The organism is Streptomyces sp. NPDC001700 (assembly GCF_053596435.1).
Map to the genome: position 1 here is coordinate 39,716 of NZ_JBSFGE010000032.1, position 25,743 is coordinate 65,458.

20 protein-coding genes are annotated in these 25,743 nt (G+C 72.1%); 12 read left to right on the top strand and 8 right to left on the bottom strand.

Translation table 11 applies throughout. The annotated features are described in order from the left end of the window. Positions 1-2 precede the first annotated feature (2 nt). The gene (locus ACWC5C_RS37190) at positions 3-329 is read left to right on the top strand and encodes a hypothetical protein (RefSeq protein WP_385441916.1); all 327 of its coding nucleotides are present in this window, start codon (positions 3-5) and stop codon (positions 327-329) included. A 53-nt stretch (positions 330-382) separates the two neighbouring features. Next, the gene (locus ACWC5C_RS37195) at positions 383-1,219 is read left to right on the top strand and encodes an SAM-dependent methyltransferase (RefSeq protein ID WP_385441914.1); all 837 of its coding nucleotides are present in this window, start codon (positions 383-385) and stop codon (positions 1,217-1,219) included. A gap of 54 nt (positions 1,220-1,273) precedes the next feature. Here ACWC5C_RS37195 and ACWC5C_RS37200 read toward each other — a convergent pair whose 3' ends face one another. The 3 genes from ACWC5C_RS37200 to ACWC5C_RS37210 form a co-directional block, all read right to left on the bottom strand. Beyond that, entirely contained in the window at positions 1,274-4,087 is a 2,814-nt protein-coding gene (locus tag ACWC5C_RS37200) for an AfsR/SARP family transcriptional regulator (protein WP_450882946.1), read from the bottom strand. Between the two features lie 146 nt (positions 4,088-4,233). Continuing rightward, the gene (locus ACWC5C_RS37205; protein WP_450882948.1) at positions 4,234-5,175 is read right to left on the bottom strand and encodes a TauD/TfdA dioxygenase family protein; all 942 of its coding nucleotides are present in this window, start codon (positions 5,173-5,175) and stop codon (positions 4,234-4,236) included. A 374-nt stretch (positions 5,176-5,549) separates the two neighbouring features. Then, positions 5,550-6,470, bottom strand: a complete 921-nt coding sequence (locus ACWC5C_RS37210) for a LysR family transcriptional regulator (RefSeq protein ID WP_450882950.1) — start codon at positions 6,468-6,470, stop codon at positions 5,550-5,552. A gap of 126 nt (positions 6,471-6,596) precedes the next feature. On the opposite strand from ACWC5C_RS37210, the gene ACWC5C_RS37215 reads away from it, so the two are divergent. From ACWC5C_RS37215 to ACWC5C_RS37240, 6 genes are all read left to right on the top strand, one after another. After that, positions 6,597-6,974, top strand: a complete 378-nt coding sequence (locus tag ACWC5C_RS37215; RefSeq protein WP_385441906.1) for a YybH family protein — start codon at positions 6,597-6,599, stop codon at positions 6,972-6,974. Further along, positions 6,971-8,158 carry a flavin-dependent oxidoreductase gene (locus tag ACWC5C_RS37220; protein ID WP_450882952.1) on the top strand — a complete coding sequence of 396 codons (1,188 nt, stop codon included), beginning with the start codon at positions 6,971-6,973 and terminating at the stop codon, positions 8,156-8,158. The genes ACWC5C_RS37215 and ACWC5C_RS37220 overlap by 4 nt, the downstream gene beginning before the upstream one ends. Before the next feature lie 132 nt (positions 8,159-8,290). Further along, positions 8,291-9,433: an anion permease gene (locus ACWC5C_RS37225; protein ID WP_450882954.1), complete on the top strand. Its 1,143-nt coding sequence runs from the start codon at positions 8,291-8,293 to the stop codon at positions 9,431-9,433. Positions 9,434-9,485: 52 nt separating this feature from the next. Beyond that, positions 9,486-9,725: a hypothetical protein gene (locus ACWC5C_RS37230; protein ID WP_450882956.1), complete on the top strand. Its 240-nt coding sequence runs from the start codon at positions 9,486-9,488 to the stop codon at positions 9,723-9,725. 87 nt (positions 9,726-9,812) lie between these two features. Further along, entirely contained in the window at positions 9,813-10,658 is an 846-nt protein-coding gene (locus tag ACWC5C_RS37235; protein WP_450882958.1) for a pentapeptide repeat-containing protein, read from the top strand. 35 nt (positions 10,659-10,693) lie between these two features. Next, positions 10,694-11,863, top strand: coding sequence for a damage-control phosphatase ARMT1 family protein (locus tag ACWC5C_RS37240; RefSeq protein ID WP_450882960.1), 1,170 nt, complete (start codon positions 10,694-10,696; stop codon positions 11,861-11,863). Between the two features lie 28 nt (positions 11,864-11,891). Here ACWC5C_RS37240 and ACWC5C_RS37245 read toward each other — a convergent pair whose 3' ends face one another. From ACWC5C_RS37245 to ACWC5C_RS37260, 4 genes are read right to left on the bottom strand one after another with little or no spacing between them, the layout of a single operon-like run. After that, positions 11,892-13,160: an alpha-L-fucosidase gene (locus ACWC5C_RS37245; RefSeq protein WP_450882962.1), complete on the bottom strand. Its 1,269-nt coding sequence runs from the start codon at positions 13,158-13,160 to the stop codon at positions 11,892-11,894. 4 nt (positions 13,161-13,164) lie between these two features. Next, a complete protein-coding gene (locus ACWC5C_RS37250) occupies positions 13,165-16,275 on the bottom strand; it encodes an alpha-mannosidase (RefSeq protein ID WP_450882964.1) in 3,111 nt (1,036 codons plus the stop codon). Positions 16,276-16,286: 11 nt separating this feature from the next. Next, positions 16,287-17,633 (bottom strand): 6-phospho-beta-glucosidase, encoded by a 1,347-nt coding sequence (locus tag ACWC5C_RS37255; protein ID WP_450882966.1) that lies wholly within the window; start codon positions 17,631-17,633, stop codon positions 16,287-16,289. Between the two features lie 13 nt (positions 17,634-17,646). Continuing rightward, on the bottom strand, positions 17,647-18,396 hold the full coding sequence (locus ACWC5C_RS37260; protein WP_385441989.1) for a DeoR/GlpR family DNA-binding transcription regulator: 750 nt from the start codon (positions 18,394-18,396) through the stop codon (positions 17,647-17,649). 127 nt (positions 18,397-18,523) lie between these two features. Between ACWC5C_RS37260 and ACWC5C_RS37265 the strand changes: the two genes are divergently transcribed. From ACWC5C_RS37265 to ACWC5C_RS37280, 4 genes are read left to right on the top strand one after another with little or no spacing between them, the layout of a single operon-like run. Then, positions 18,524-19,807 (top strand): ABC transporter substrate-binding protein, encoded by a 1,284-nt coding sequence (locus ACWC5C_RS37265; protein ID WP_385441880.1) that lies wholly within the window; start codon positions 18,524-18,526, stop codon positions 19,805-19,807. Further along, a complete protein-coding gene (locus ACWC5C_RS37270) occupies positions 19,804-20,772 on the top strand; it encodes a carbohydrate ABC transporter permease (protein ID WP_450882968.1) in 969 nt (322 codons plus the stop codon). The genes ACWC5C_RS37265 and ACWC5C_RS37270 overlap by 4 nt, the downstream gene beginning before the upstream one ends. A gap of 46 nt (positions 20,773-20,818) precedes the next feature. Continuing rightward, positions 20,819-21,655: a carbohydrate ABC transporter permease gene (locus ACWC5C_RS37275; RefSeq protein WP_450883028.1), complete on the top strand. Its 837-nt coding sequence runs from the start codon at positions 20,819-20,821 to the stop codon at positions 21,653-21,655. Then, on the top strand, positions 21,655-24,636 hold the full coding sequence (locus tag ACWC5C_RS37280) for a glycoside hydrolase family 2 TIM barrel-domain containing protein (RefSeq protein WP_450882970.1): 2,982 nt from the start codon (positions 21,655-21,657) through the stop codon (positions 24,634-24,636). The genes ACWC5C_RS37275 and ACWC5C_RS37280 overlap by 1 nt, the downstream gene beginning before the upstream one ends. Positions 24,637-24,693: 57 nt before the next feature. Here ACWC5C_RS37280 and ACWC5C_RS37285 read toward each other — a convergent pair whose 3' ends face one another. Further along, entirely contained in the window at positions 24,694-25,521 is an 828-nt protein-coding gene (locus ACWC5C_RS37285; RefSeq protein WP_450882972.1) for a hypothetical protein, read from the bottom strand. Positions 25,522-25,743 lie beyond the last annotated feature (222 nt).

Genomic DNA, 25,743 nt, shown 5'->3' on the forward strand with positions numbered 1-25,743 from the left:
CCGTGAACGTCGACCAGCAGCAGCAACCGCACCGCACCGAGGACGAAGCCCTCTACGCCTGGAGCACCTATCAGGTGTCCGGCGGGGTGGAGGGCTCCGGCCCGAGCGGCACCTGCCGCGCGGAGCGGACCGCGCGCGCCTGCCTCGAAGCGGCGCTGCAGGCCGCGGTGGTCCACTCCCACGCGTACTCCTGGGGACAGCTCAGCCGGGTGTCCGCCGACGTCGACCTGCCGTTCCACCTCTGGTCCCGGGCCCCGGTCGCCTGGGCCGAACCGGGACCCAGCGACACGGTCACCTGGCGTCCCGGCCCGGCACCGCATCCGCGGTGACGGACCCGGCGAGCGGGAGAGGCGACGCAGCTTTGAGGTCAGGGGATTCTCGGATGAACAGCAGCGGGCCCGGCATCGGGCTCACCACGGTGGACTGGCGGTCGGCCGACCACGGCCGCCATCCCGGCCACCGGGCGAACCCGGCCCGGGTGTACAACTACCTCGTCGGCGGCAAGGACAACTACCTCGCCGACTACGAACAGGCCCAGCGGTTCCTGCGGATCGCGCCGGAGATCCGGGACACCGCCCTGTCCAACCGCCGCTTCGTGCAGCGGGCGATGGCCGTACTGGCCGACGCCGGGATCAGCCAGTTCCTGGACATCGGATCGGGACTGCCCACCACCCCGAACGTGCATGAGATCGCCCAGGCGGCCAATCCCCGGTCCCGCGTGGTCTACGTCGACAACGACCCGATCGTGGCCAGCCACGGCCAGGCCCGGCTGACGGTCCCCGGCACCACGATGATCAGTGGCGATCTGTGCGAGCCCGAGAAGATCCTGGCCCATGACGAGGTGCGCCGACTGCTCGACCCGGGGCAGCCGGTGGGCATCGTGCTCACCTTCATCCTCGACTACCTCGACGACAAGGACGATCCGTACGGCATCGTCGCCCGGCTCATGGACTGGGCCGCCCCCGGCAGCTGTCTGATCCTGTCCCATGTCACCGGCGACTTCACCGACGAGACCCCCGACGACCGGGACTGGGCGCCGCTCAGCGTCAGCCCGGTGACCGCGGCCCCGCGCGACTACGCCGGAATCATGGGCTTCTTCCACGGCCTTGAGCTGCTCGACCCCGGGCTGGTGCAGGTGGCCGCCTGGCGCCCGGGCATCGGCGCCGAACACGACCCGAGCCGGGTGTGGGCGTACGGCGGAGTGGCGCGCAAGCCGTAGCGCCGCAGCGCCGCAGCCCTCCAGCGCCGCGGTGACGAAGCCCCCGCCCTGCCCTCAGTGCGGGCCGGGGCCCATCTGCAGCGTCATACAGGCGGGGAAGAGCCCGCTCCAGGTGTGCCCGCGCCAGCTCTCGTACGTACCCGGCCGCTGCCACACCGGCAGCGCCTCGTCCAGATGTGCCCGGCCCTCGGGGAACTTGCCCTGCTCCATGTACGTGATGCCGATCTCGTACATCGCGAAGCCCTGGTGATGGACGTCGCCGGTCCGCCGGGCGTGCTCCAGGCTCTCCTTGAAACACGTCAGGGCGTCCTCGGAGTGGCCGAGGCCGCGGTAGGCGCGGCCCAGGTTGCCCAGGCCGATGACCTCGGCCGCGAGGTCCCCGGTGTCCCGGGCCAGCGCGAGCTGACGCCGCTGCACCGCGATGGCCTCCTCGAACAGCCCCAGTTCGGACAGCGCGTCCGCCAGGTTGCACAGCGACCGCTGCTCGCCCCTCGGATGGCCGATGGCGCGCCAGATCTCCAGCGCCGATTCCAGGGTGGCCCGCATCTCGTCGTAGCTGTGCTGCAGCCAGTGCGCGCCCGAGAGGTGATCCAGCGCCCACGCCTGGCTCTCCAGATCGCCCAGCCGCCGGGCGGCCCCGATCGCCAGCTCGTTGACCGTCTGCAGATCCTGGGCGTGCGCCCGTGGATACAGGAACCACTGCAGCGCCTGCGCCAGCCGGATCCCGAGCCGGGCGAGCGCGTCGGACTGGGTGACGGCGTGGGCGGCGGCGGCCACCAGATTGCCCGCCTCGGTCTTCAGCCACGCCTCCGCGTCCGTGGCGTCCCGCAGCGGGATCACGGTGCCCTCGACCGGATGGCGGGGCCAGGGGCGGCGCGGGTCCAGCAGGGCGACCGCCCGCTGGGTGGTGGCCACGTACGCCGACATCGCCCGCTCCAGCGCCGCGGCGGGCTCGGCCTCGGGCTCCTCCTGCTCGGCCCGCTCCGAGGCGAACAGCCGGAGCAGATCGTGCATGTGGTACCGGACCGAGTCCGGGCTCTCCAGCAGCTGCGCGTCGACCAGCCGCTCCAGCGCGTTCTCGGTACGGTCGGCCGACTGGTCCAGCAGCGCGGCCGCCACCGGCACGCTCACGTCCTGCCCGGGCACCACGCTCAGCAGCCGGAAGGCGCGTACCGCGTCCGCGTCGTCGGAGCGCCCGCCGAGCCGGAAGGCGTCGTAGCTCACCTCGAAGCTGGTCCGCACGGCCAGGTCGCCGAAGCGCAGCTCGTCCAGCCTGCCTCGGGCGTCGGTCAGTTTGGCCACCAGGGTGCGCAGCGGCCACGCCGGGCGGGCGGCCAGCCGGGCGCCCGCGATCCGCAGCGCCAGCGGCAGACGGCCGCACAGCCGGGTGATCTCCTCGGCCTCCGCGCGCTCGGCCCGCACCCGCTCCACCCCGACGATCCGCTCCAGCAGTGCCACGGCCTGGTCGTGGGGGAGGACGTCCAGATGCAGATGGGTGGCGCCTTCCAGGGTGGTCAGCATCTCGCGGCTGGTGACCAGCGCGGCGCAGTCGGGCCCGGCGGGCAGCAGCGGGCGGACCTGGTCCACGGAGGCGGCGTTGTCGAGGATGACCAGCAGCCGCCGCCCCGCCACCAGCGAGCGGAACTGGGCCGACGCCTCGTCCGTATCGCCCGGCACGCTCGACCCGTCCACGCCCAGGGCGCGCAGGAACCGGCCCAGCACTTCGGCCGGTTCGAGGGGCGAGAGCCCGGCGGTGGTGCCGTGCAGATCGACGTAGAGCTGGCCGTCCGGGAACCGCTCGGCGAGCTGGTGCGCGGCGTGGATGGCCAGCGTGGACTTGCCGACGCCGCCGGTGCCGTCGATGGCCGCGATCACCACGGACCCGCTCTGATCGCCTGGGTTTCCCCGGCCCTCGTGGTCTCCTCGGCCGCCTTCGTCGTCTTGATCGCCTTGATTCAGGAGCGCCTGGATCACCGCCACCTCGCCATGGCGGCCGGTGAACGCCTGGCTGGCGGGCGGCAGTTGGCGAGGGCCCCGGGCGGCCGCGCGCCTGGCCGGGGTGGCGGGCTTCTCCTCCTTGCGGGGGGCCGGGGGCGCCAGCAGGGAAGCGTCGGCGGTGAGGATCTGTTGCTGGAGCCGCTGCACCGGCGGAATCGGCTCCACCCCGAGGTCCTCGGCCAGCAGCCGGTGCAGATCGCGGTAGGCGGCCAGCGCGTCGGCCTGCCGCCCGGAGCGGTAGAGGGCCAGCATCAGACGGCCGCGCAGCCCCTCGCGGTACGGATGCTCGGCGGTCAGCGCCTCCAGCTCGCCCAGCACGTCGGTGTGCCGCCCGCAGCGCAGATCGGCGTCGATGCGGGCGTCCACGGCCTGCAGCCGGAGTTCCCCGAGCCGGGTGGTCTCCGCCTCCACGGACGGGGTGGCGGGCACGTCCGCGTACGGCGTGCCCCGCCACATCACCAGCGCCTCGCGCAGCCGCTCGGCCGCGTCCTCGGGGGACTCGGCGTCCCGGTCCAGCCCGCGCCGCCCCTCCTCGACCAGCTGCTCGAACCGGTGCGCGTCGAAGTCGGCCGCCTCGACGGCCAGTCGGTAGCCGTGTGCCTTGTAGCCCTGCTTGTCGGTGATCAGGGCCTGACCGGAGGCGTCACCGAGGCTCTGCCGGAGCCGCGAGACATACGTCTGCAGCAACTTGGCCGCGCTCTGCGGCGCCTGGCCCTCGCCCCACAGTTCGTCGAGGAGCCGTTCGGCCGGGACGGTCCGGTTGGCGTGGCACAGCAGCACCGCGAGCAGCATCCGCCACTTCGCCGGGCCGAGGGTCGTCCATCGGTCCCCGTCCCGCAGCTCAAGTGCCCCAAGGACCCGGTATCGCACCCATAACCTCCGAGGCCCCCTGCCACAGCCCGGCCTCTGTCTCGTCGGCCCGCGCGGACCGTTCGGCCCGTGCGGACGTCAACTCGTTGCCTCGGTAACGGTATACCTCACCCTTGGCCATGGCTGCGGCGATATCCCGGCATCCGTCAGAAGGGGCGGTCCCCCTCGATGGCCACCCGCTCGGCCACGCGCGGGTGCGGCGCGTAGTCGTTGACCGCGTAGTGCTGGGTGGCGCGGTTGTCCCAGAACGCCACGTCACCGGGCTGCCACCGGAAGCGCACCTGGTACTCCGGGACCTGCGCCTGACGGCACAGATAGGCCAGCAGCCGGTCGCTCTCCTCCCGGTCCAGGCCGGTGATCCGGGTGGTGAAGGAGGTGTTCACGAAGAGCATCCGCCGCCCGGTCTCCGGGTGGACGCGCACCACCGGGTGCTCGACGGGCGGGAACACGTCCTGGAACGGGGCGAGCCGCTCGGGGCCGAAGAAGCGGGAGAAGCCGGGGATGAAGTCGTGTACGGCCGTGGCGCCGTCGATCCGGTCCCGCACCTCCTGGGGCAGGTTGTCGTACGCGGCGGCCATGTCCGCCCACATGGTGTCCCCGCCGACGGGCGGGACCTCGCGCAGCTGGAGCACGGCGCCGAGCGCGGGCCGCTCCCGGAACGTGACATCGGCGTGCCACACGTTCTCGAAGGTGACGGGCGCGCCCTCGCTCTTGTCGAAGCGGACCACGTCCTCGCTCGAACCGCTGACCAGCAGGGGGTTGGTCTCCAGCGCACCCCAGTGCCGGGCGAAGTCGCGCTGCTGCGCGGAGGTGAGGTGGGCGCCGCGGAAGAAGAGCACCTTCCACTCCAGCAGGGCGCGGTTCAGCTCCTCGCGCAGCCCCGGATCCAGCGGCCGGGAGAGGTCCGCCCCGCGGATCTCGGCCCCGATGACGCGCCCCTGGGGCACCAGCTCGAAGCGCTCGTACGGGCGCTCCTGCCACCCCTCGGGCACCCGGCGCAGCGTGCGCGGTCCCTCGTACAGGCCGCCCGAGGGGATGCGCGCGTCGCGCAGCACCGGCGGGTTCGGCGGGGTGTCGATGACGGTCATGGTGTTCTCCTCATGCGTGACACGGCGGCGGTGGAGCCGCGGGGACGGATGGCAGAGAAGCCCTCGCGCCGCGCACGGGGGAGCCCCGGCGGGATGCGGTACGGATCATCGTGGACGTGCGCTCGACGGCGTCAGCGGGTCCGGGAGTGTCAGGAAGCAGTCCGGGCGCGGGCCTGGCGGCACGTGGCGGCTCTCACGAGGGCCGGGGAAGGCCGACTAGAGGCCCGAGCGCTCACAGCCGGTCCGATCCGGGGCGCGAAGGTGTCCCGTCGTCTCGAACCAGTTCCTGATCATGGGCCAATGATGGGATTCACCGTTCACCGCTGTCAATGCCGTCTCACACCAGGAGACGGCCCGGGAGGGCGGGCGACCGCCTACGAGGGCGGGGCCTGGTCGTCCAGTACGTGGCGGGCGCGCTCGGCCAGTGCGGGGCGGGCGCGGGCGACCAGGGCGCGCCCGGCCGGACCGCTCGGGCCGCCCTCCCGCCACGCGAACACCAGCCGCCCGCGCATCGACGGCCGCGTGATGCGGACCGTCCGCAGCCGGTCCGCCCGCGCCTCGGCGAACGAACCGGGCAGGATCGCCGCGCCAAGACCCCGCTCGGCGAGCTGGGCGAGCACCTCCGGATCGCTCGCCTCGAAGGCGATGTGCGGCGCGAACCCGGCGGCCGCGCACGCCTCGTCGAGCCGGGTGCGCAGCCCCGTACCGGGCGGCAGGCTGATCAAGGGCCGCCCGCGCAGGGTGTCCAGCGAGATGGCGGAGTGCACGGCCAGCTCATGGCCGTGTCCGACCGCCGCGACGATCGGCTGGTCGGTGAGCACCTGCATCTCGATCCCGGGCGGCGTGTGTCTGCCGACGCTGACGATCGCCGCGTCGAGCCGCCCCGTCCGCAGGCCCTCCAGGAGCTGGTCCGAGTTGGCCTCGGACAAGGTGATCTCGACCGCCGGATGGGCGTCGTGGAACTCGGCCAGCAGGTCCGGCAGATCGGCGGTGTGCGACGTCACCGTGCCCACGGCCACCTGCCCCCGCAGCAGACCGGTCAGCTCGTCCACGGCCTGCCGCGCGCCCGCCACCGCCGCCAGCGCCGCCCGCGCGTACGGCAGGACGGCCTCGCCCGCCTCGGTCAGCCGCACCGAGCGGCCCGAGCGGTCCAGCAGCTCCTGACCCAGCTCCCGCTCCAGCCGCCGGATCTGGGCACTCACCCCGGGCTGGGCCACATGCTCCCGCTCGGCGGCCCGGGTGAAGTTCCGCTCCTCGGCCACGGCCACGAAGTACGCGAGCTGACGCAGTTCCATAAGCGCTGATTCTAGCAACCAGATCCACCATCTCTTGGACTTCTGATCCCGGCGGCCGGACAGTGGAAGCAGGACACAGCGGAGCAGGACACAGCAGGACTACAGAAGGACACCGGAGGGCCCGACATGACAGGGACGACACGCGAACGCGCCACCATCCCCGAGGACTTGACCCGGCTGTTCGTCGAGCGCGCCAACGCCGGTGACGCCGAGGGCATGGCCGAGCTGTACGCACCCGACGCGGTGCTCGCGTACCCGCCGGGGTCCGTGACCGTCGGCCGGGAGGGCATCCGCGCCGTGTGCCAGGCCCTGCTCGACCACACGACGGAACCCTTCCGGCTGGAGGAGCCGCTGCCCACCGTCCACTACGGCGACCTCGCCCTCACCTCGACCCCGTCCGGCGACAACACCGGTGGCCGGGTGCAGGTCGTCCGCCGCGAGCCGGACGGCAGCTGGCTGCGCGTCATCGACCGCCCGGAGATCCGCCCCGTGGCCGGGCGATGAGCGTCCTCATCGCCGGAGCGGGCATCGGCGGGCTGACCGCCGCGCTCAGCCTCCACGCCGCGGGCATCGAGGCCACCGTCGTGGAGAGCGCCCGGGAGATCCGCCCGCTCGGCGTCGGCATCAACCTGCTGCCCCACGCCGTACGGGAGCTGACCGAACTCGGCCTCGGCGACGCGCTCGCCGACCTCGGCGTGGCCACCGCCGAGAACGTGTACGCCGACCGGCACGGCCACCGGATCTTCAGCGAGCCGCGCGGCGTGGCCCAGGGCTACCGCTGGCCGCAGTACTCGATCCACCGGGGGGAGCTGCAACTCATGCTCCTCGCGGCGGTCCGGGACCGGCTGGGCCCCGGCGCGATCCGCACCGGAGCGCGCGTGACGGGCTTCGAACACGGCCCGGGGGAGACCGTCCGGGTGCGGGTGCTCGACCGCGCCACCGGCACGGCCGGGGAACAGGACGCGGAGGCGCTCATCGGTGCCGACGGGCTGCACTCGGCGGTGCGCGCCGAACTCCACCCGGACGGCGGGCCGTTGCTGTGGTCGGGCGTGCGGATGTGGCGGGGCACGACGAAGGCCGCGCCGTTCCTCACCGGCCGCTCGGCGGCCATCGTGAGCGACGGGAACGCCGAGCTGATCGCGTACCCGATCGGCCGCGACCGGATCAACTGGGTGTGCCTGGTGAGGTTCGCCGAACCGGGCCCGCTCCCCGGGGACGCGGCCTGGAACCGCGCCGGGAGGGTGGCCGATGTGCTGCCGTACTACGCGCACTGGACACTCGGCTGGCTCGATGTGCCCGCCCTGATCGCCGACTGCGGCGAGATCCTGGAATACCCGATGGCCGACCGGGACCCGCTGCCGTCCTGGGGGAGCGGCCGGGTCACCCTCCTGGGCGACGCCGCGCACCCGATGTACCCGGTGGGTGCCAACGGCGGGTCCCAGGCCATCGTCGACGCCCGGGTCCTGGCGTACGAACTCTCCGGGCCGGACGGGATACGCACCGGGCTGGCCCGCTACGAGGCCGCCCGCCGCGACGCGACGGCCGCCGTCGTGCGGGCGAACCGGGCGATGCACCGCGACGGCGGCAGCGGCCCACGCGAGCTGGCCCGGATCACCGACACGTACCGGCGCGCCACCGGAAGCGAGGTGGAGACGCTGAACACCCGCCCGTCCCTGAGCCGCGGCTGAGCCCCGTAGCCGAACCCCGCCGCGCGGGGGTGCGCTGGCGGGCCGGTGAACTCGCCCTTAGCTTGGGAGAGGCAGCGAATTCGCGGACGGTTCGGTGCGGCGGCGCGCGGAACCCCGGCGCGGGAGGTCCGGATGGGGTCCGTTTCCTTCCTGCTCATCGTAGTGATCATCACGGCGCTGGCCTTCGACTTCACCAACGGATTCCATGACACGGCCAACTCCATGGCCACCTCCATCGCCACCGGGGCGCTGTCCCCCCGGATCGCCGTCACCGTCGCCGGAGTGCTGAACCTGGCCGGTGCGTTCCTGTCCACCGAAGTGGCCAAGACGATCTCCAACGGCATCGTGGACGATGGCCGGGTCTCCTTGGCGATGATCTTCGCGGGGCTGGTGGGGGCGATCCTGTGGAATCTGATCACCTGGCTCGTCGGGCTGCCCTCCAGCTCCTCCCACGCCCTCTTCGGCGGCCTGATCGGGGCGGTGTGGGTGGGGGCGGGGGGATCCGCGGTGCGGTTCGCCGAGATCCTCGAAAAGATCGTGATCCCGGCGATCGCCTCCCCGCTGGTGGCCTGCGTGGTGGCCACGCTCGCCACCTATCTGGCCTACGTGATCACCCGCCGCGCCGCGCGCGGGTCGGTCCGCAAGGGCTTCCGCGCGGGCCAGGTCGGATCGGCGTCCCTGGTGGCCCTGGCCCACGGCACCAATGACGCGCAGAAGACCATGGGTGTCATCACCCTGTCCCTCATCTCCGCCGGGGTGCTGAGCCATGGCAGCGGGCCGCCGTGGTGGGTGGTGCTGACCGCGGGGCTCGCGATCTCCCTGGGCACGTACGCCGGGGGGTGGCGGATCATCCGGACCATGGGCCGGGGGCTGACCGACATCCAGACCCCGCAGGGGTTCGCGGCCGAGACCAGCGCCACCGCGGTCATCCTGTCCTCGTCCCATATGGGCTTCGCGCTGTCCACCACCCAGGTGTGCACGGGCAGCATCCTGGGCGCCGGGCTCGGCCGCAAGCTGGCCCAGGTGCGCTGGGGGATCGCCGGGCGGATCGCGGTGTCCTGGCTGCTCACCCTGCCCGCGGCGGCGGCCGTGGGAGGCGTCGCGGCCTGGGTCGCCGACCGGGGCGACGCGGGCGTGGCCCTGGTGGCGAGTATCGCGGTGGTGGCGGCCGCGGCCTTCTACGCGCTCTCCCGCCGCCGCCCGGTCAACTCGGACAATGTCAACGAGCTGCCCGCCGCCGAACGCCAGGAGCACCCGGTGCGCCCGGCGGCGTGACTCACGGCAACGTACGCGGGCCACGGACGGCGCGACGAAGGAGGCGGGCGCGATGGACGTCGAGTGGGGCATCCTCGGAGGGGTCTTCGGAGTCAGCCTGGGGATCACGGTCGTGGTGGTCGTGATGTTCTCGCTCGGCATCGCCGCCTGGGCCCGCGCCTCGGGCGAGACCCCCGGCGGCCGGGCTCCGGTCCGGGGCCGGGGGAAGGGGGCCGCGGCCGTCGCGGTGGTGTGCTTCGCCGCCTGCCTGGCGGTCGCCGGGTACGGCATCGACCTGATCGTCCCGGGCTGATCGGACCGCCGCGTCTGGGACCATGGGAACCCGCAACAGCGCCGCCGGGACCAGGGCGGTGCGCGTCCCCCCTTGGGAGTACACACAGTGTCAGCCGGAGCCGAAGCCCCGATATCCGACGCGGTCCGCCCCGATCTGCGGGCCGACTGCGCCAGCTGTTTCGGGCTGTGCTGTGTGGCCCTGCCCTTCGCGGCCTCGGCCGACTTCGCCGTCGACAAGGCGGCCGGGCGGCCCTGTCACAACCTGCGGACCGACTTCCGCTGCGGTATCCACTCCCAGCTGCGTGAGAAGGGCTTCGCGGGCTGCACCGTCTTCGACTGCTTCGGCGCCGGACAGAAGGTCTCGCAGACCACGTTCGAGGGCCGCGACTGGCGGGCGCACCCCGGGACCGCGTCCTCCATGTTCGCCGTCCTCCCCGTGATGCGGCAGCTCCATGAACTCCTCTGGTACCTCACCGAAGCCCTCACCCTCCCCTCGGCCCGCCCGCTCCACGGCGAGCTGCGCGAGGCGCTCCGTACCACCGAGCAGCTGACCGAGGGCGGCGCCGACGACATCCTCGCCGTGGACGTGGCCGTCCACCGGGACGGTGTCAACGCGCTGCTGCTGCGGACGAGCGAACTGGCGCGGGCCGGGGTACGGACCGGGCGCCGGGGCAAGCCGAAGAACCACCGGGGAGCCGATCTCATCGGGGCCCGGCTCCGGGGCGCCGATCTGCGCGGCGCGAGCCTGCGCGGGGCCCTGCTCATCGCGGCCGACCTGACCGGCGCCGACCTGAGCGCCGCCGATCTGATCGGGGCAGACCTCCGCGACGCCGCCCTCGGCGGGGCCGATCTGACCGGCGCCCTCTTCCTCACCCAGGCCCAGCTGAACGCCGCCCGGGGCGACGCCGCCACCCGCCTGCCGTCCGCCCTCACCCGCCCCGCGCACTGGTAGCGGATCCCCCGCCCCGGTGTGAAACCCTGGCTGCCATGTCCGAACCCGCCGACGCGCCCGTGATCCTCGGTGACGAACCCGGATCGTTCGCCCGGAGTGTGCTGACCGAGCGGCATCCGGCGCTCATCGAGAAGGTACGGGACGCCTTCCCGTACGGCCCCGACCAGCACCGCGCGCTCGACGCCCTGCGCCACGAGCACGCCGAGGGCGTCATCACCCCGCTCGACCCGGGCGCGCACGACCACGACCGGTGGCAGAGCTGGGGGCGGGAGTACTTCGGCCGCTCGTGGTTCGACGTCCCCTTCCTCTGGATCGAGAGCTACTTCTACCGCCGACTCCTGGGCGCCGTCGGCTACTTCGCCGACGGCCCCTGGCAGGGCGTCGACCCGTTCCGGCCCTTCAAACAGGCCGAGCTGGATACCCCCGAGACCGCCCGGGAACTGACCGCGCTCGACCAGATCCTGGACCGCCCCGCCGACGAGGCGGGGGACGCGCTGCTGCACGGCGCGCTCTGGGGCAACCGCGCCGACCTCGGCTTCCACATCACCTCCGGCGGCGCCGCGTCGTCCGAGACGGAACCGCTGGTGGCCGACGAGTCGGCGGCGCTGTGGCGGCTGCTGCCCGCCGGGGCCCCGGCCACGGTGTGCCTGGTCGCCGACAACGCGGGCCGCGAACTCCTCCCCGACCTGGTCCTCATCGACCATCTGCTCCGCCACGGGCGCGCCGAGCGGGTCGTCCTGCAGGTGAAGCCGTACCCGTACTACGTGTCCGACGCCACCACCGCCGACGTCGTCGACTGTCTGCGCCAGCTGGCGCGCGCGGAGGGCGCCGCGGGTGAGGCCGGGGCGCGGCTGTGGGCGGCCATGGCGGACGGGCGGCTCACCGTCCGGGCGCACGACTTCTTCTGCGCGCCGCTGCCGTACGCCGCGATGCCGGACGATCTGCGGCGTGAGTTCGCGGAGGCCACCGTCACCGTGCTGAAGGGCGACCTGAACTACCGCCGCCTCGTCGGCGACCAGCTGTGGTCCCCGACCACCCCCTTCGCCGACCGCACCGCGTACTTCCCCGGTCCGGTGGCCGCCCTGCGCACCCTGAAGTCGGACGTCATCACCGGGCTCGACGCGGATACCGAGGCCGCGCTGGACGCGCGGGAGCGCCACTGGCGTACCAGTGGCACCCATGCGCTGATCCAGGTACGGAGCTGACTCCTCCCGCTGACCACCCCCGGGGGCCTCAGCTGCGCCCGGAACCCCGGTACAGCTCCAGCTCGCCGTCGAGTTCCACGGCGAGCACGGTCGCGTGGCCGTCCAGATCGGCGGCCGTGGGCGGGTCGATCCACAGCACCCCCGGCACCTCGTGGAGACCGCCGATGACCTGGTGCTCCAGCGGGGTGCCGGTGCCGAGCACCCGGACCCGGCGGACCGGGGTGCGCAGGCCCCGCACACCGATGGGGCCGCGCGGGATGTCGAAGACCGTCAGATAGAGGGTGCGGCGGTCGGCGGCGAGGGTGCTCGGGCCGTAGTGGTGTCCGGCGGGCAGCCCCGCCACCGTGCCGTACACGGCCTCCGCGTGGCGGGCGATCCAGTCGCCCATGCCCTCCAGCCGCTCGACCTGCTCGGCCGGGATCGTGCCGTCCTCCTGCGGGCCCACCGACAGCAGTAGATTGCCACCGGCGCCGATGGTCTCGGCGAAGTAGCGGATCAGCTGTCCGGTCGACTTGTAGTTGTGGTCGTGGTGCTGGAAACCCCAGGAGTCGTTGAAGGTCAGACACAGCTCCCAGGGCCCGGTGGGCGGTTCGATCGGCACGCCCTGCTCCGGCGTCGCGTAGTCGCCCTCGCTGAGCATGCGCGCGTTCAGCACACAGTCCGGCACCTCCGCGCGGATCAGCGCGGCCAGCTCCCGGATCCCCCACTGCTCCTCGGCGCGCTCCCACTCGCCGTCGAACCAGAGCAGATCGGGGCGGAAACGGCTGGTCAGCTCGTGCACCTGGGCGTCGCGGTAGGCGAGGTAGCGCGCCCAGGCCACCAGGTCCGCCTCTTCCTCGGGGACCTCGGCGTACGGATTGTTCTCCTGCTCCGGGGGCCTGCCCGTGTAGCGGGTGGTGGCGTAGTCGGGGTGGTTCCAGTCGCTGTGCGAGTAGTACAGCCCGACCTTCAGCCCCTCGGCGCGCAGCGCGGCCACGTACGGGGCGACCAGGTCGCGCCGCGCCGGGGTGTGCCGTACGACGTTCAGGTCGCCCTCGGCGGTGTCCCACAGGGCGACGCCGTCGTGGTGGCGGCTGGTGAGCACCGCGTAGCGGGCCCCCGCGCGGGCGAACAGCCGGGCCCACGCGGCGGGGTCGTAAGCGGAGGCGGTGAACCCGTCGAGCTGCGCCATGTACTGGTCGTGCGGGACGTCGCCCTCGAAGAACGACCACGACTCCTGCACACCGTCGACGGCGTAGACGCCCCAGTGGATGAAGATGCCGAACTTGGCGTCGGCGAACCAGGGTTGCATGGCCATGCGGTCAGCTCCTGGTGAACCGGAGGGTGAGGATCTGGAAGGGCCGCAAGGACACGGTGACGCTGCCGTCCTCGTGCGCGGTGACGGGCTCGGCGTCCGCGACCGGCCGCTCCAGGAGGTCCGTCACCACGGCACCGGTGTGCGCGAAGCCCGGGCGGAGGGTGGTGCGGGTGCGGCCGCCGAGCGATTCGTAGAGCCGCACGACGACATCCCCGGAGCGGTCGTCGGCCTGTTTGACGGCCTCGATGGCGGCGGCCGGACCGTCCGTGGTGACCAGCGGGGCGGCGGCGGCCCGCGCTTCGGACACCCGCAGCGGGAGGTTGAGCGCGTACCCCTCGGCGATGGCGTCCTGGACGGTGGCGCCGGGGAGCAGGGCGTACGTGAAGCGGTGCCTGCCCTGGTCCGCCTCGGGGTCGGGGACGCGCGGGGCGCGCACCAGGCTGAGCCGTACCGTGGTCGTCGTACCGCCGTCCTCGCGGGTGGTGCGGGACACATCGTGGCCGTACGTGGCGTCGTTGAGCACCGCGACCCCGTAGCCGGGCTCGCCCACATGCACCCACCGGTGGCCGTACACCTCGAACCGGGCCGCCTCCCAGCTGGTGTTGGTGTGCGTCGGGCGGTGGACGTGGCCGAACTGGATCTCGGCGGTGGAGCGGTCGGCGTGGATGTCGACGGGGAAGGCCGCCTTGAGGAGCTTCTCGGACTCGTGCCAGTCGATGTCGGTGGCGATGTCGATACGGCGGCTGCCCGCCCGGACCGTGATCGTCTGGATGATCCGCGAGCCCTTGCCGAAGGCGCGCTCGACGCGCAGCGCGCCGAGCAGCGGGCCCTTCTCGGCGACGGTGACCGACTCGGCGTCGAGCAGGTCGGTGTAGCGCTGCTGGTAGTGCTTGTCCACGTCCCAGGCGTCCCAGCAGTTGGGGAGGTCGGTGTGGAGCCGCAGCAGATTGCCGGGGGCGCCCGGGGCGAAGACCTCGCGGTCGGCGGTGAGGTCGCGCAGCGAGGCGATGGTGCCGTCCTCGGCCAGTTCGAGGCGGACCAGGCCGTTGTCGAGCACCCGGTCGCCGACGACGACATGACCAGGCTCCGCACCGGTGGCCAGCGGAGCGCTGCCGGACGCGGGGACCTCGGTGTAGACGGCGACCCGGCCGTCGGAGAGCGGCTGCCCCTCGGCGGCGCCCGAGGGCACGGCGATGACCTCGGCGCGGGGGCGCGGACTGGTGTTGTACACATGCGGGCGGAGGTCCCCGCCACCTTGCTCCGCACCCAGCGCGTCCAGGGCCGTGGAGGTGATCTCCGTCAGCTCCGCCGCCACCCGCGCGTACTCCGCCTCGGCCTCCCGGTGTACCCAGGCGATGGACGAGCCCGGCAGGATGTCGTGGAACTGGTGCAGCAGCACCGTCTTCCACAGCCGGTCCAGCCGCTCGTACGGATACGGGTGGCCGGAAGCCCGCAGCGCGGCCGCCGTCGCCCACAGCTCCGCCTCCCGCAGCAGATGCTCGCTGCGCCGGTTGCCCTGCTTGGTGCGGGCCTGGGAGGTGTACGTGGCGCGGTGCAGCTCCAGATACAGCTCGCCCGACCATACGGGGGCGTCCTCGTACTCGGCGCGCGCGGCGGCGAAGAAGTCGTCCGGGTGCTCGATGACGACCTTCGCCGAGCCCTCCAGATCGGCCAGCCTGCGCGCCCGCTCCAGCATCTCGCGGGTGGGGCCGCCACCGCCGTCGCCGTGTCCGAACGGCGCCAGCGAGCGCGTACCGCGCCCCTTGTCGGCGTAGTTGCGGACCGCGTGCGCCATCTCCTGGCCGGAGAACTCGGCGTTGTAGGTGTCCACCGGCGGGAAGTGGGTGAAGATCCGGGAGCCGTCCAGGCCCTCCCACCAGAAGGTGTGGTGGGGGAGCTTGTTGGTCTGGTTCCAGGAGAGCTTCTGGGTCAGGAACCACTCGTTTCCGGCGAGCCGCGCCAGCTGCGGGAAGCAGGCGTTGTAGCCGAACGAGTCCGGCAGCCACACCCCGTTGGTCTCGATGCCGAACTCGTCCAGGAAGAAGCGCTTGCCGTGCACCAGCTGGCGGGCCATGGCCTCGCCACCGGGCAGATTGCCGTCCGCCTCGACCCACATGCCGCCGACCGGCGCCCACTGCCCGGCCCGTACCGCCTCGTGGATCCGCTCCCAGACCTTCGGGTACTCCTCCTTCACCCACGCGTACTGCTGCGCCTGCGAGCAGGCGAAGATGAACTCGGGGTACTCGGCGGCCAGCGCCGTGACATTGGAGAAGGTGCGCGAGGTCTTGCGCTTGGTCTCGCGGATCGGCCACAGCCACGCCGAGTCGATATGGGCGTGGCCGACGGCCGACATGGTGTGGGCGGAGGCGTGCGCGGGGCGCTCCAGGACACCGCGCAGCCCGTCGCGCACGGCGGCGGCGGTGCCGGAGATGTCCTCCAGGTCGAGACGGCCCAGCGCGCGGTCGATGGCGTGGGCGATCTCGTGGCGGCGCGGCTGGTGTTCGTCCAGCTCCAGCATCAGTTCGCGCAAGACCGCGAGGTCCAGGGCGAGATGCCACACGTCCTCGTCGAGCACCGCGAGGTCGGCGCGGGCGAAGGTGTAGAGCGGGGCCCGGCCCGCGGTGAGCTTGTCGCCCAGCGGGGTGGGGGCGGCGAAGTCGTTGGCGAGGATGTCAGGGTTGGAAGCGGCCTCGATGAGGTACGCGATCTGCTCGCCGCCCTCGGCCGGGTTCGCCACCGCCACGTACTGGTTCTGCGGGTTGACGGCCTTCAGCGGGCTGCCGTCCAGGGTGTGGACCAGTGCCTCGGCCTGGTTGCCCGGCCAGTCGCCGACGAAGCCCAGGTCGAAGACGGCCTCGACCCGCCGCCCCGCCCAGGCGGCCGGGACCTCGCCCCGGACCCGGAACCAGGTGGTGCCCCACGGCGGCCCCCAGGGAGTGCCGAGGGCGAACGGCTCGTACGGGGCGGCCGCGGCCTCGGCGAACGGCACCGGCTCGTCCGGCACCTGCCACGCCTCGATGGTCAGGGGCACCGACGCCGCGTGCACGGCGGGCTGGATGCGCTGCTTCAGGACGCGCTCGACGCGCTCCTCAATACGGCGGCGTTCATCGTGCATGACGGGGGTTCCTACTTCCGGTTCAGATACGCGAGGCCGGGGTGCCCGCCCGCGTAGTCGTCGACGAGACGGCGGGCGACGGTGACCGAGTCCACGAGCGGGTGGAGGGCGAACGCCTTGGCGGCGGTGGCGCGCGAACCGCTCTCGGCGGCGGCCATGACCTCGCGTTCAACGGCCTTGACGGCACACACCAGGCCGGTGGCGTGGTGGGGGAGGGGAGCGACGGAGACGGGGCGGGCGCCGTTCGCGTCCACCAGGCAGGGCACCTCGATGACCGCGTCCTCGTCCAGGACGCCCAGGGTGGCGCCGCCCCGCACGTTCAGGATCAGCGTGGCGCGCTCGTCGCGGGAGATGGCCCGCATCAGGGCGAGCGCCACCTGCTCGTAGCCGCCGGACTCCAGATCGTCGCTGTCGCGCTCCCCGGCGCCCGCCGCCTCGCGGTTCTCGGCCATGTAGGTGGCCTCGCGCTCGGCGCGGGTGCGGTCCCAGGTGGCCAGCGGCGGGGCGGCGGGGTCCCGCATCGCGTCGTAGAACACCGCCTGCTGGTCGCGGAGGAACGCGCCGCGGGTCTGCTTGGCCTCCTGGAAGGCGTGCACCGCCTCGCGGTTGAAGTAGTAGTAGTGCAGATATTCGTTGGGGATCGCGCCGAGGGCGCGCAGCCACTCGCGGCCGAACAGCCTGCCCTCTTCGAACGCGTCGAGGGCGGTGTCGTCGGCGAGCAGCCGTGGCAGCTCGTCGCGCCCGTCGATCCGCAGGCCCCGCAGCCAGCCGAGGTGGTTGAGCCCGACGTAGTCGATCCACACCCGGTCCGGGTCGGCGCCCAGGACGCGGGCGACCCGCCGCCCGAGCCCCACCGGGGTGTCGCAGATGCCCATGACCCGGTCGCCGAGGTGGCGGGACATGGCCTCGGTGACGAGCCCGGCCGGGTTGGTGAAGTTGATGACCCAGGCGTCGGGCGCGAGCCGGGCGACGCGGCGCGCGATGTCCACGGCGACGGGTACGGTGCGCAGCCCGTACGCGATACCACCGGCGCCGACCGTCTCCTGGCCGAGAACGCCCTGGTCGAGGGCGATCCGCTCATCGGCGGCCCGGCCCTCCAGACCGCCGACCCGGATCGCGGAGAAGACGAAGTCGGCGCCGCGCAGCGCCTCGTCCAGATCCGTGGTGACGGCCACGGTGGGGGCGTCCGGTATGCCGTCGGCCTGCTCGCCGAGCACCCGGGCGATGGCCGTGAGCCGGGCGGGGTCCAGATCGTGCAGGGTGACCTCGGTGACGCGGCCCTCCCCGTGATCGCCGAGCAGGGCCCCGTACACGAGCGGCACCCGGAATCCGCCGCCGCCGAGGATCGTGAGTTTCATATCCGCACCCGATTCATATCCGCACCACTTCCACTCCGGCCTCCTCGAACGCGGCGCAGGCCGGCAGGGTCGAGGGGGCATTGGTCACCACGGCGTCGAGATCGCCGGGGTCGCACACCTTGGCCACCCCGGTGCCGGGGAACTTGGCCGCGTCGGCGAGGAGGACCACCCGGTCACAGGCCGCGATCATGGCCCGCTTGACCGGGACCTCGACGACCGTGGTGTCCATGACCTGGCCGCCGGGACGGACGCCGCTGGTGCCCAGGAACAGCCAGTCGGCGTGCAGCTGGCGCAGGTTGTCCTCGGTGAGGAAGCCGACCAGCGAGCGGTACTCGCGCCGGAGCACCCCGCCGAGCAGCACCAGCTCGATGGCGTCGTCGTCGGCCAGCTCCTCGTAGACCACCAGATTGCTGGTGATCACGGTCAGTCTGCGGCCGTGCAGCTGCCGGGCGAGGCGATAGGCGGTGGTGCCGATGTCCAGCAGCACGGTCTGCCCGTCCTCGACCAGCTCGGCGGCGCGGACCGCTATGGCGTCCTTCTCCGTCACCCGCACCTCCGCGACCTCGGCGAAGGGCTGATCGCCGCCCTCGACGACCGCGCCGCCGTGGACTCGGGTGAGCAGCCCCTCCTCCTCCAGCTTCAGCAGATCGCGGCGGATTGTCGCGGCGCTCACGTTCAGCTGGGCGGACAGGTCCGCCACAGCGGCCGGTCCACCGGAACGCAGCGCCCGCAAGATCATCTGATGTCGTCGCTCAGCCAGCACGAGGTGCACAGTACTCGTCATTCTCAATCATTTCTATGCTTGCTTCTGCTCAACTATTGCTCTTTCTGATCGGGAGGCGCACGATCCTGTGCCATACCTTGCACACTTTTGAAGGGCGGTGGGAGCGGTGCACCTCTCCCGGAGAGGGCTGCTGCGCGCGGGGCTGGCCACTACGGCGGTCGCGACGCTCGGCGGCACCACGGCGGGCTGCTCGGTACCGAGCGGTTCCACGGGCCGCGACATGACCCTCTGGTACTGGACCGGCGGGCTCAGCGACAAGGTCGTCGCCGACGCGAAGACGCGCTTCACGGGCGTCTCGCTGAAGCCGGCCCAGATCGGCGGCTACTTCAAGTCCAAGCTGCTGACCACGATGGCCGGACGGTCCTACGTCCCCGACATCACCGGCCTCAAGGGCGAGGACATGGCCTCGTACCTCCCGAACGCCGGACAGTTCGTCGATCTGCGCACGCTGGGCGCGGAGAAGCTCAAGAGCCAGTACCTGCCCTGGAAGTGGGCGGAGGGCTGCACCCCCGAGGGCCGTATGGTCGGCTTCCCCATCGACACCGGCCCGGTCGCCCACTACTACATGCCCGCCGTCTTCGACCGGGCCGGACTGCCCACGGACCCCGCCGACGTCGCCCGGGAGATGAACACCTGGGACGCGTACCTCGCGGCGGGTGAGCGGCTGAAGCGGAAGGTCCGGGGCGCCTATCTGCTCATCGACGCGCTCACGGTCTACCAGTACATGGTCGCGCAGAGCACCAAGCGGTACGTCGACAAGGACCGGCACTTCATCGGCGACGGCGAGCACATACGCCGCGCCTGGGACACCGCCATCGAGGCGTACCGGCGCGGGCTGTGCTCGAAGTACCAGTCCGGTACGCCGGACTCCAACGCGGCGATGGAGAAGGGCCTGCTGCCCAGCCAGCTCGGCGCCTCCTGGGCGGCCGGGGACCTCAAGCTGACCGTGCCGAAGACCAGCGGCAAGTGGCGGGTGGCGGCCATGCCCGGCGGCGCCGCCAACAACGGCGGCTCCTTCCTCGCCATCACCAAGTACTGCCGGGAACCCGAGCAGGCCTTTGAGATCATCACCTGGCTGCTGAACCCCGCCAACCAGGCCCGTGGCTTCACGGACGCCACCCTCTTCCCGTCCACCCCCGCCTCGTACCGGCTAAAGGCGATGCGCGCGCCGGACCCGTTCTTCGGCGGCCAGCGGACCATCGATGTGTTCGGCCCGGCGGCCAGGGACATCCCGGTCGCCTACCACAGCCCCTATGACTACACCCTGGACCAGATCGTCTCCGACCAGCTGCGCGCGGTGAACGCGCTCGACAAGAACCCCGCCCGGGCCTGGAAGGATGCCATGAGCAAATGCCGACGCGTTGCGGAGCACATGGGGGTGGGGATATGACCGCCGTGCCCGGGCTCGGTGCCCCGCCCGCCGCCCGTGGCGCCACCAAGGCCACCGCCGCGCGCCACAAGCCCCGCTCCATCCTCGGATACTGGCGGCTCTACCTCGCGATCTCCCCGTTCTATCTGCTCTTCCTCTGCTTCGGCCTGATCCCGGTGGGGTACTCCCTCTATCTCTCGTTCCACCGCTGGGACGGGCTGGGGACGATGGAGTACGCCGGGCTGGCCCAGTACCGCTATCTGCTCGGCGACGCCCAGTTCTGGCACTCCCTCACCAACACCCTGATCATCTGGGCCATGGCCACCCTGCCGATGCTCTTCATCGCGCTGGTGACCGCCGTGATGCTCAACTCCGCGGTGCGCTTCAAGAACTTCTACCGCTTCGCCTACTTCCTGCCGAACGTCACGTCCGTCGTGGCCGTCGCGATCATCTTCTCCTCGGTCTTCTCCACCAACTTCGGCCTCGCCAACGCCGTGCTGCAGGGGCTCGGACTCGACCAGGTGGCCTGGCTGAACTCCGCCTGGGGCATCAAGGTCGCCATCGCCGTGCTGATGACGTGGCAGTGGACCGGCTACAACGCGCTGATCTTCCTCGCCGGGCTGCAGACCATCCCGACCGAGCTGTACGAGGCCGCCCGCGTGGACGGCGCGGGACCCGTGCAGACCTTCTTCCGGATCACCGTGCCGATGATGCGGCCGATCATCCTCTTCGCCCTCATCGTCTCGACCGTCACCGGCCTGCAGAGCTTCACCGAACCCCAGGTGCTGCTCTCCAACACCAACAACACCTCGACCTTCGCGGGCGGCCCGGGCAACTCCGGCCAGACGATGGTCCTCTACTTCTTCCAGCAGAGCTTCGACAACAACGACTTCGGCTACGGCGCCGCGATCGCCTGGGGCATCTTCCTCGTCGTCGCGCTCTTCTCGATCATCAACTGGCGCCTGGTGCAGCGCAAGGACGCGTAGGGAGACCGTCATGCAGGGCATAAAAAGCGTGAAGGGCGTGAGGGGTATGAAGGGCGTGAAGGGCACACGCGCCCGTGGGCTGAGCCTCCATATCTCGCTCATCGCCGGGGTGCTGCTCTCGCTCTTCCCCTTCTACTGGACGATCGTCATGTCGACCCGCACGTCGACCGAGATCTTCCAGTTCCCGCCGAAGCTGCTGCCGGGCACCCACTTCCTGGAGAACGTCCGCCATCTCTTCCAGAACATCGACTTCTTCGGCTCGATGGCCAACACCCTGATCGTCGCGGTCTCCGTGACCTTCCTGGTGCTCTTCTTCGACTCGCTCGCGGCCTTCGTGTTCGCCAAGTACGAATTCCCCGGCCGACGGCTGCTGTTCGTCGTGATGATGGGCATCTTCATGGTGCCCGCCCAGCTCCAGGCCATCCCGCAGTTCGTCATCATGGCGAAGCTCGGCTGGATCGGCTCCCTCACCTCCCTGGTGGTACCGGCCGCGGCCAACGCCTTCGGCATCTTCTGGATGCGCCAGTACATGAGGGGCGCCATCCACGACGAGCTGATGGACTCCTCCCGGCTCGACGGCTGCGGCTTCCTGCGGCAGTACTGGCACGTGGCGCTGCCCGTGGTCCGGCCGGGCCTCGCCTTCCTCGGCATCTTCACCTTCATGGGCCAGTGGAACGACTACGCCTGGCCGCTGATCGCGCTGATCAACCCGGACCATGTGACGCTCCAGGTCGCGCTGTCCCAGCTCAACAGCGTCCACGGCACCACCGACTACGGCATGGTGATGGCCGGGGCGCTGCTCGCCCTGCTCCCGCTGCTCGTGGTGTTCTTCATCGGCGCCCGGCAGATCATGGCGGACCTCGGCAAGGGGGCCATCCGCTGATGTCCGTACCCCCTTCCCGGTGGGGCGAGCCTTCCCTGTGGGGCGAGCTGCGGCCGTGGGAATCCCCCGAGCTGACCTCCTGGCGGCGGCTGCCCATGCACGCGGTCGACCGCAGGCCCGGCAGCCTCTCCCTGGACGGCCCGTGGCGCTTCCAGCTGCTGCCCGGCCCCGAAGCTCCGCTTGGTGACACCTGGACGAGGCTTGAGGTCCCGGGGCCCTGGACCACCCAGGACACCGGCGACATCCCGCGCTACACCAACTGGCAAATGCCATGGCCCGACTACCCGCCGCACACCCCCGCAGACAATCCCACCGGAGTGCATGAGCGGGAGTTCCACATCCCGGCCGCATGGGCGGGCCGCCGCATCGTCCTCCAGGTCGGCGCCGCGGAGAGCGTGCTGCTCGCCGAGGTGGGCGGCCGCCCGGTGGGCATCGGCAAGGACTCCCACCTCGCGAGCGAGTTCGACATCAGCCACGTGGTACACCCCGGGGCGGCCGACACTCTGCGGCTGACGGTGGTGAAGTGGTCCGACGCCTCACACATCGAGGACCAGGACCAGTGGTGGCACGGCGGCCTCACCCGGCCGGTCCTCGTCTACGCCACCGATCCGCTGCACCTGGCCGATGTGCGGATCACCGCCCCGGCGGACGGACGGCTGCGCGTCGACGTCCAGGTGCGCTCGGCGGACGGCGCGCTGCCCGCCGGGTGGCGGGTCTCGGCCCACCTCGACGGGGTCGGCGAGCTGGCCGTGGACGAGGAGTACGCCGCGTGGTGCGCCGAGGAGGCGCGGGTCTCGGACTTCCTCGGCGAGGCCCGGCTGCGGTCGTCCGTGCCCGGAGTCCGTACCTGGTCCGCCGAGACGCCCGAGCTGTACGGGCTCACCGTGACGCTGCACCGCCCCGACGGGTCGACCGCCGACACCTCGCACCACCGCGTGGGCTTCCGCACCGTCGCAGTCGAGGGCCGGGACCTGCTGGTCAATGGCCAGCGGGTGTTCATCCGGGGCGTCAACCGGCATGACTTCCACCCGCTCACCGGGCGCACCGTCACCCCCGCCGAGATGCGCGCCGACCTGGAGACCATCAAGCGCTTCGGCTTCAACGCGGTGCGCACCTCGCACTACCCCAACGATCCCGCGCTCCTCGACCTCGCCGATGAACTCGGCCTCTACCTGGTCGACGAGGCGGACATCGAAAGCCACGACCACGCCCATGAGATCGCCGACGATCCGCGCTACCTGGCCGCCTTCACCGACCGGGTCGCGCGCATGGCGCTCCGGGACAAGAACCACCCGAGCGTCATCATCTGGTCGCTGGGCAACGAGAGCGACTACGGCGCCAACCACGACGCGGCCGCCGGGTGGCTGCGCCGCTACGACCCGACCCGCCCGCTCCAGTACGAGGGCGCGGCCAAGACCGGCTGGGCCTCGCCGGACGTCGCGAGCGACATCGTCTGCCCGATGTACGCCTCGCTGGACGAGATCGTGGCCCACGCCACCTCCGGCGAGCAGATCAAGCCGCTCATCCTGTGCGAGTACTCGCACGCCATGGGCAACAGCAACGGCACCCTCGCCGACCACTGGGCCGCCATCGAGACCACCCCTGGCCTCCAGGGCGGTTTCATCTGGGAGTTCTGGGACCACGGACTGCTCCAGCGCACCACCGGCCGGGCCACGGGCCGCCCGGCGGGCCGAGGTGGCGAGGGCGCGTACGCCCACGGGGTGGCCGCCGAAGGCTACCGCTGGGCGTACGGCGGCGACTTCGGCGACACCCCGAACGACGGCGCGTTCTGCGCGGACGGGCTGGTCTTCCCCGACCGCACCCCGAAACCCGCCCTGTACGAACACCGCGAACTCGCCGCTCCCGTAAGGCTGTCGCGCGAGCCGGACGGCTCGGTGCGCGTCACCAACGCGCAGCACTTCCGCGATCTGTCCTGGCTGACCGCCGAGTGGCGGCTGTCCCTGGAGGACGCGGGCACCCGCACCGCCCCGGCCGCGCTGCCCGCCGCGCTCCCGCCCGGGGCGTCGGCGCGCCTCGCCCCGCCACCCGAACTGGTGGACCGGCTGCCCTCGGACGGTGGCGAGGCCTGGCTCACCCTGCGGGTCACCACCCGGCGCGACGAGCCCTGGGCGCGGCGCGGCACCGAGGTGTGCACTCCGCAGATCCGGCTGCGTGAACGGCCCGCGCCCCTTTCTGCTGTCGCCTCCGGCCCGGCCGTTTCCCTCGACGCGGACGGGCTGTTGCGCCATCCGCTGCTGACCTCCCCGCCCGTGCTCAGCCTGTGGCGCGCGCCCACCGACAACGATCTGCTGGGCGGCGCCGCCGACCACTGGCGCTCGCTGGGCCTGGACCGGCTGGAACGCGAACCCCGCTCGGTCGACCACGACGGCGCCCGGACCCTGGTGCGCGGCGCGTATCCGACCGCCGTGGGCACCGTCGAACACCTCCAGGTCTTCACCCCGCTGCCCGATGGCGGCCTGCTGGTGGAGGAGACGGCCACTCTCCCCGAGGCGCTGACCGACGCCGCCCGCGTGGGCACGGTCTTCGAGACGGTGTGCGGACTCGACCACCTGGAGTGGTACGGCCAGGGCCCCTGGGAGACGTACCCGGACCGCTGCGCGGGCGGACCGGTCGGCCACCACAGCGTCCGCGTGGACCGGCTGTTCACCCCGTACCTCAGGCCGCAGGAGAGCGGCGGACGGCACGGGGTGCGCCACTTCTCGCTGCTGTCGTCGGACGCGGGCGGCGGGCTGGCCGTACGGCTGGACGAGCCTCGGCAGGTGTCGGTCACCCGCCACCGGGCGGCCGACCTGGCCGCCGCCACCCACCACGACGAACTGGCGCCCCGGCCCCGGTGCGTGGTGCACCTCGACGCCGCCCACCGGGGCCTGGGCACCGCGTCCTGCGGCCCGGACACCCTGCCCCGCTACCGGCTGGGCGCGGGGACGTACCGCTGGTCCTGGAGCCTCCGCCGGCGGTGACACAGGGTCCCGCCGGTGGAGACCCCGGGCGGGCCCCGCCGGGCCCGCCCGGGCCGGTCAGCCGATCCGGATGCCCAGCGAGTACGCCGTGATCGTGGCCGGGTCGGCCGCCCGGTGGTCCTTGGCGGCCGCGCTGAAGCTCGGCGTCCGGCCGGTCGCCGGTTCCAGCTTCCACAGCAGGTTGCCCGCGCCCCGCCAGTGCACATCGGCGCCGCCGCCCGTCAGCGCGAACCCGGGCTCGACCGATGCCACGGCGGCCGGGTGCGAGGACTGACCCGAGTCGGCCCGCATGAAGCTGTTCGACACGGTCCCGACCCGCAGATTGCGGCGCAGCGCGATCGCGAACACCCGGATATTGGCCGGATCGGACGCCAGATGGTCCTTCGACCGCGCCTTCCAGGAGGTCTCCGTCGACGGGAAGGACGCGGTGGCGAGATTTCCGGCACCGTGCCAGTCCACCCGGAAACCGCCGCCGACCAGTACGTAGTCGGTGGACGACGGAACCCCGGCCTCGGCCTCCGGATGCGGGGCCACCCCGCTGTCCGCGCGCGAGATGTACACCGAGCGCAGCAGCTCGTCCCGGCTCATCCCGGCGATCTTCAGACCGATGACATAGGACGTCAGCTCATGGGCCTGGGCGTCGACATGGTCCTTCGAGCCGACGGTCCAGCCCGAGAGGTCGTCGGTGGGGTACGAGGCGGTCAGCAGCGCCCCGTTCGGATACTCGGCCGCCGTGGCCCCGCCGCCGATGGCGATCATGTCGCCGTCGCCGACCAGCACGGTCTCATCGATCCAGTGCTGCTGGGGCGGGTTCCCCCGGTGGGAGAACACCGACACGGTCACCAGCCCGGAGGCGTCCTGGAAGGTGTTCAGCCGGGTCCCCACGGAACTGGAGATCCGTCTCGTACTCTTCGCCGCCCCTCTCCCTTGGTCCACGGCGGCCGCCGTGCCGCTGCCCATCGCTCCCACCGCTGCGGCGCCCGCCACGGCCCCGGCCGTCCTCAGTATGTCCCTACGGCTTCGCATATCGCTCAACCCGCCTTCCGACGACAAATCTTGACGTTGCGTCAGGACAAGCGGAAAGCTAGCCCGGAAACCGGATGATCG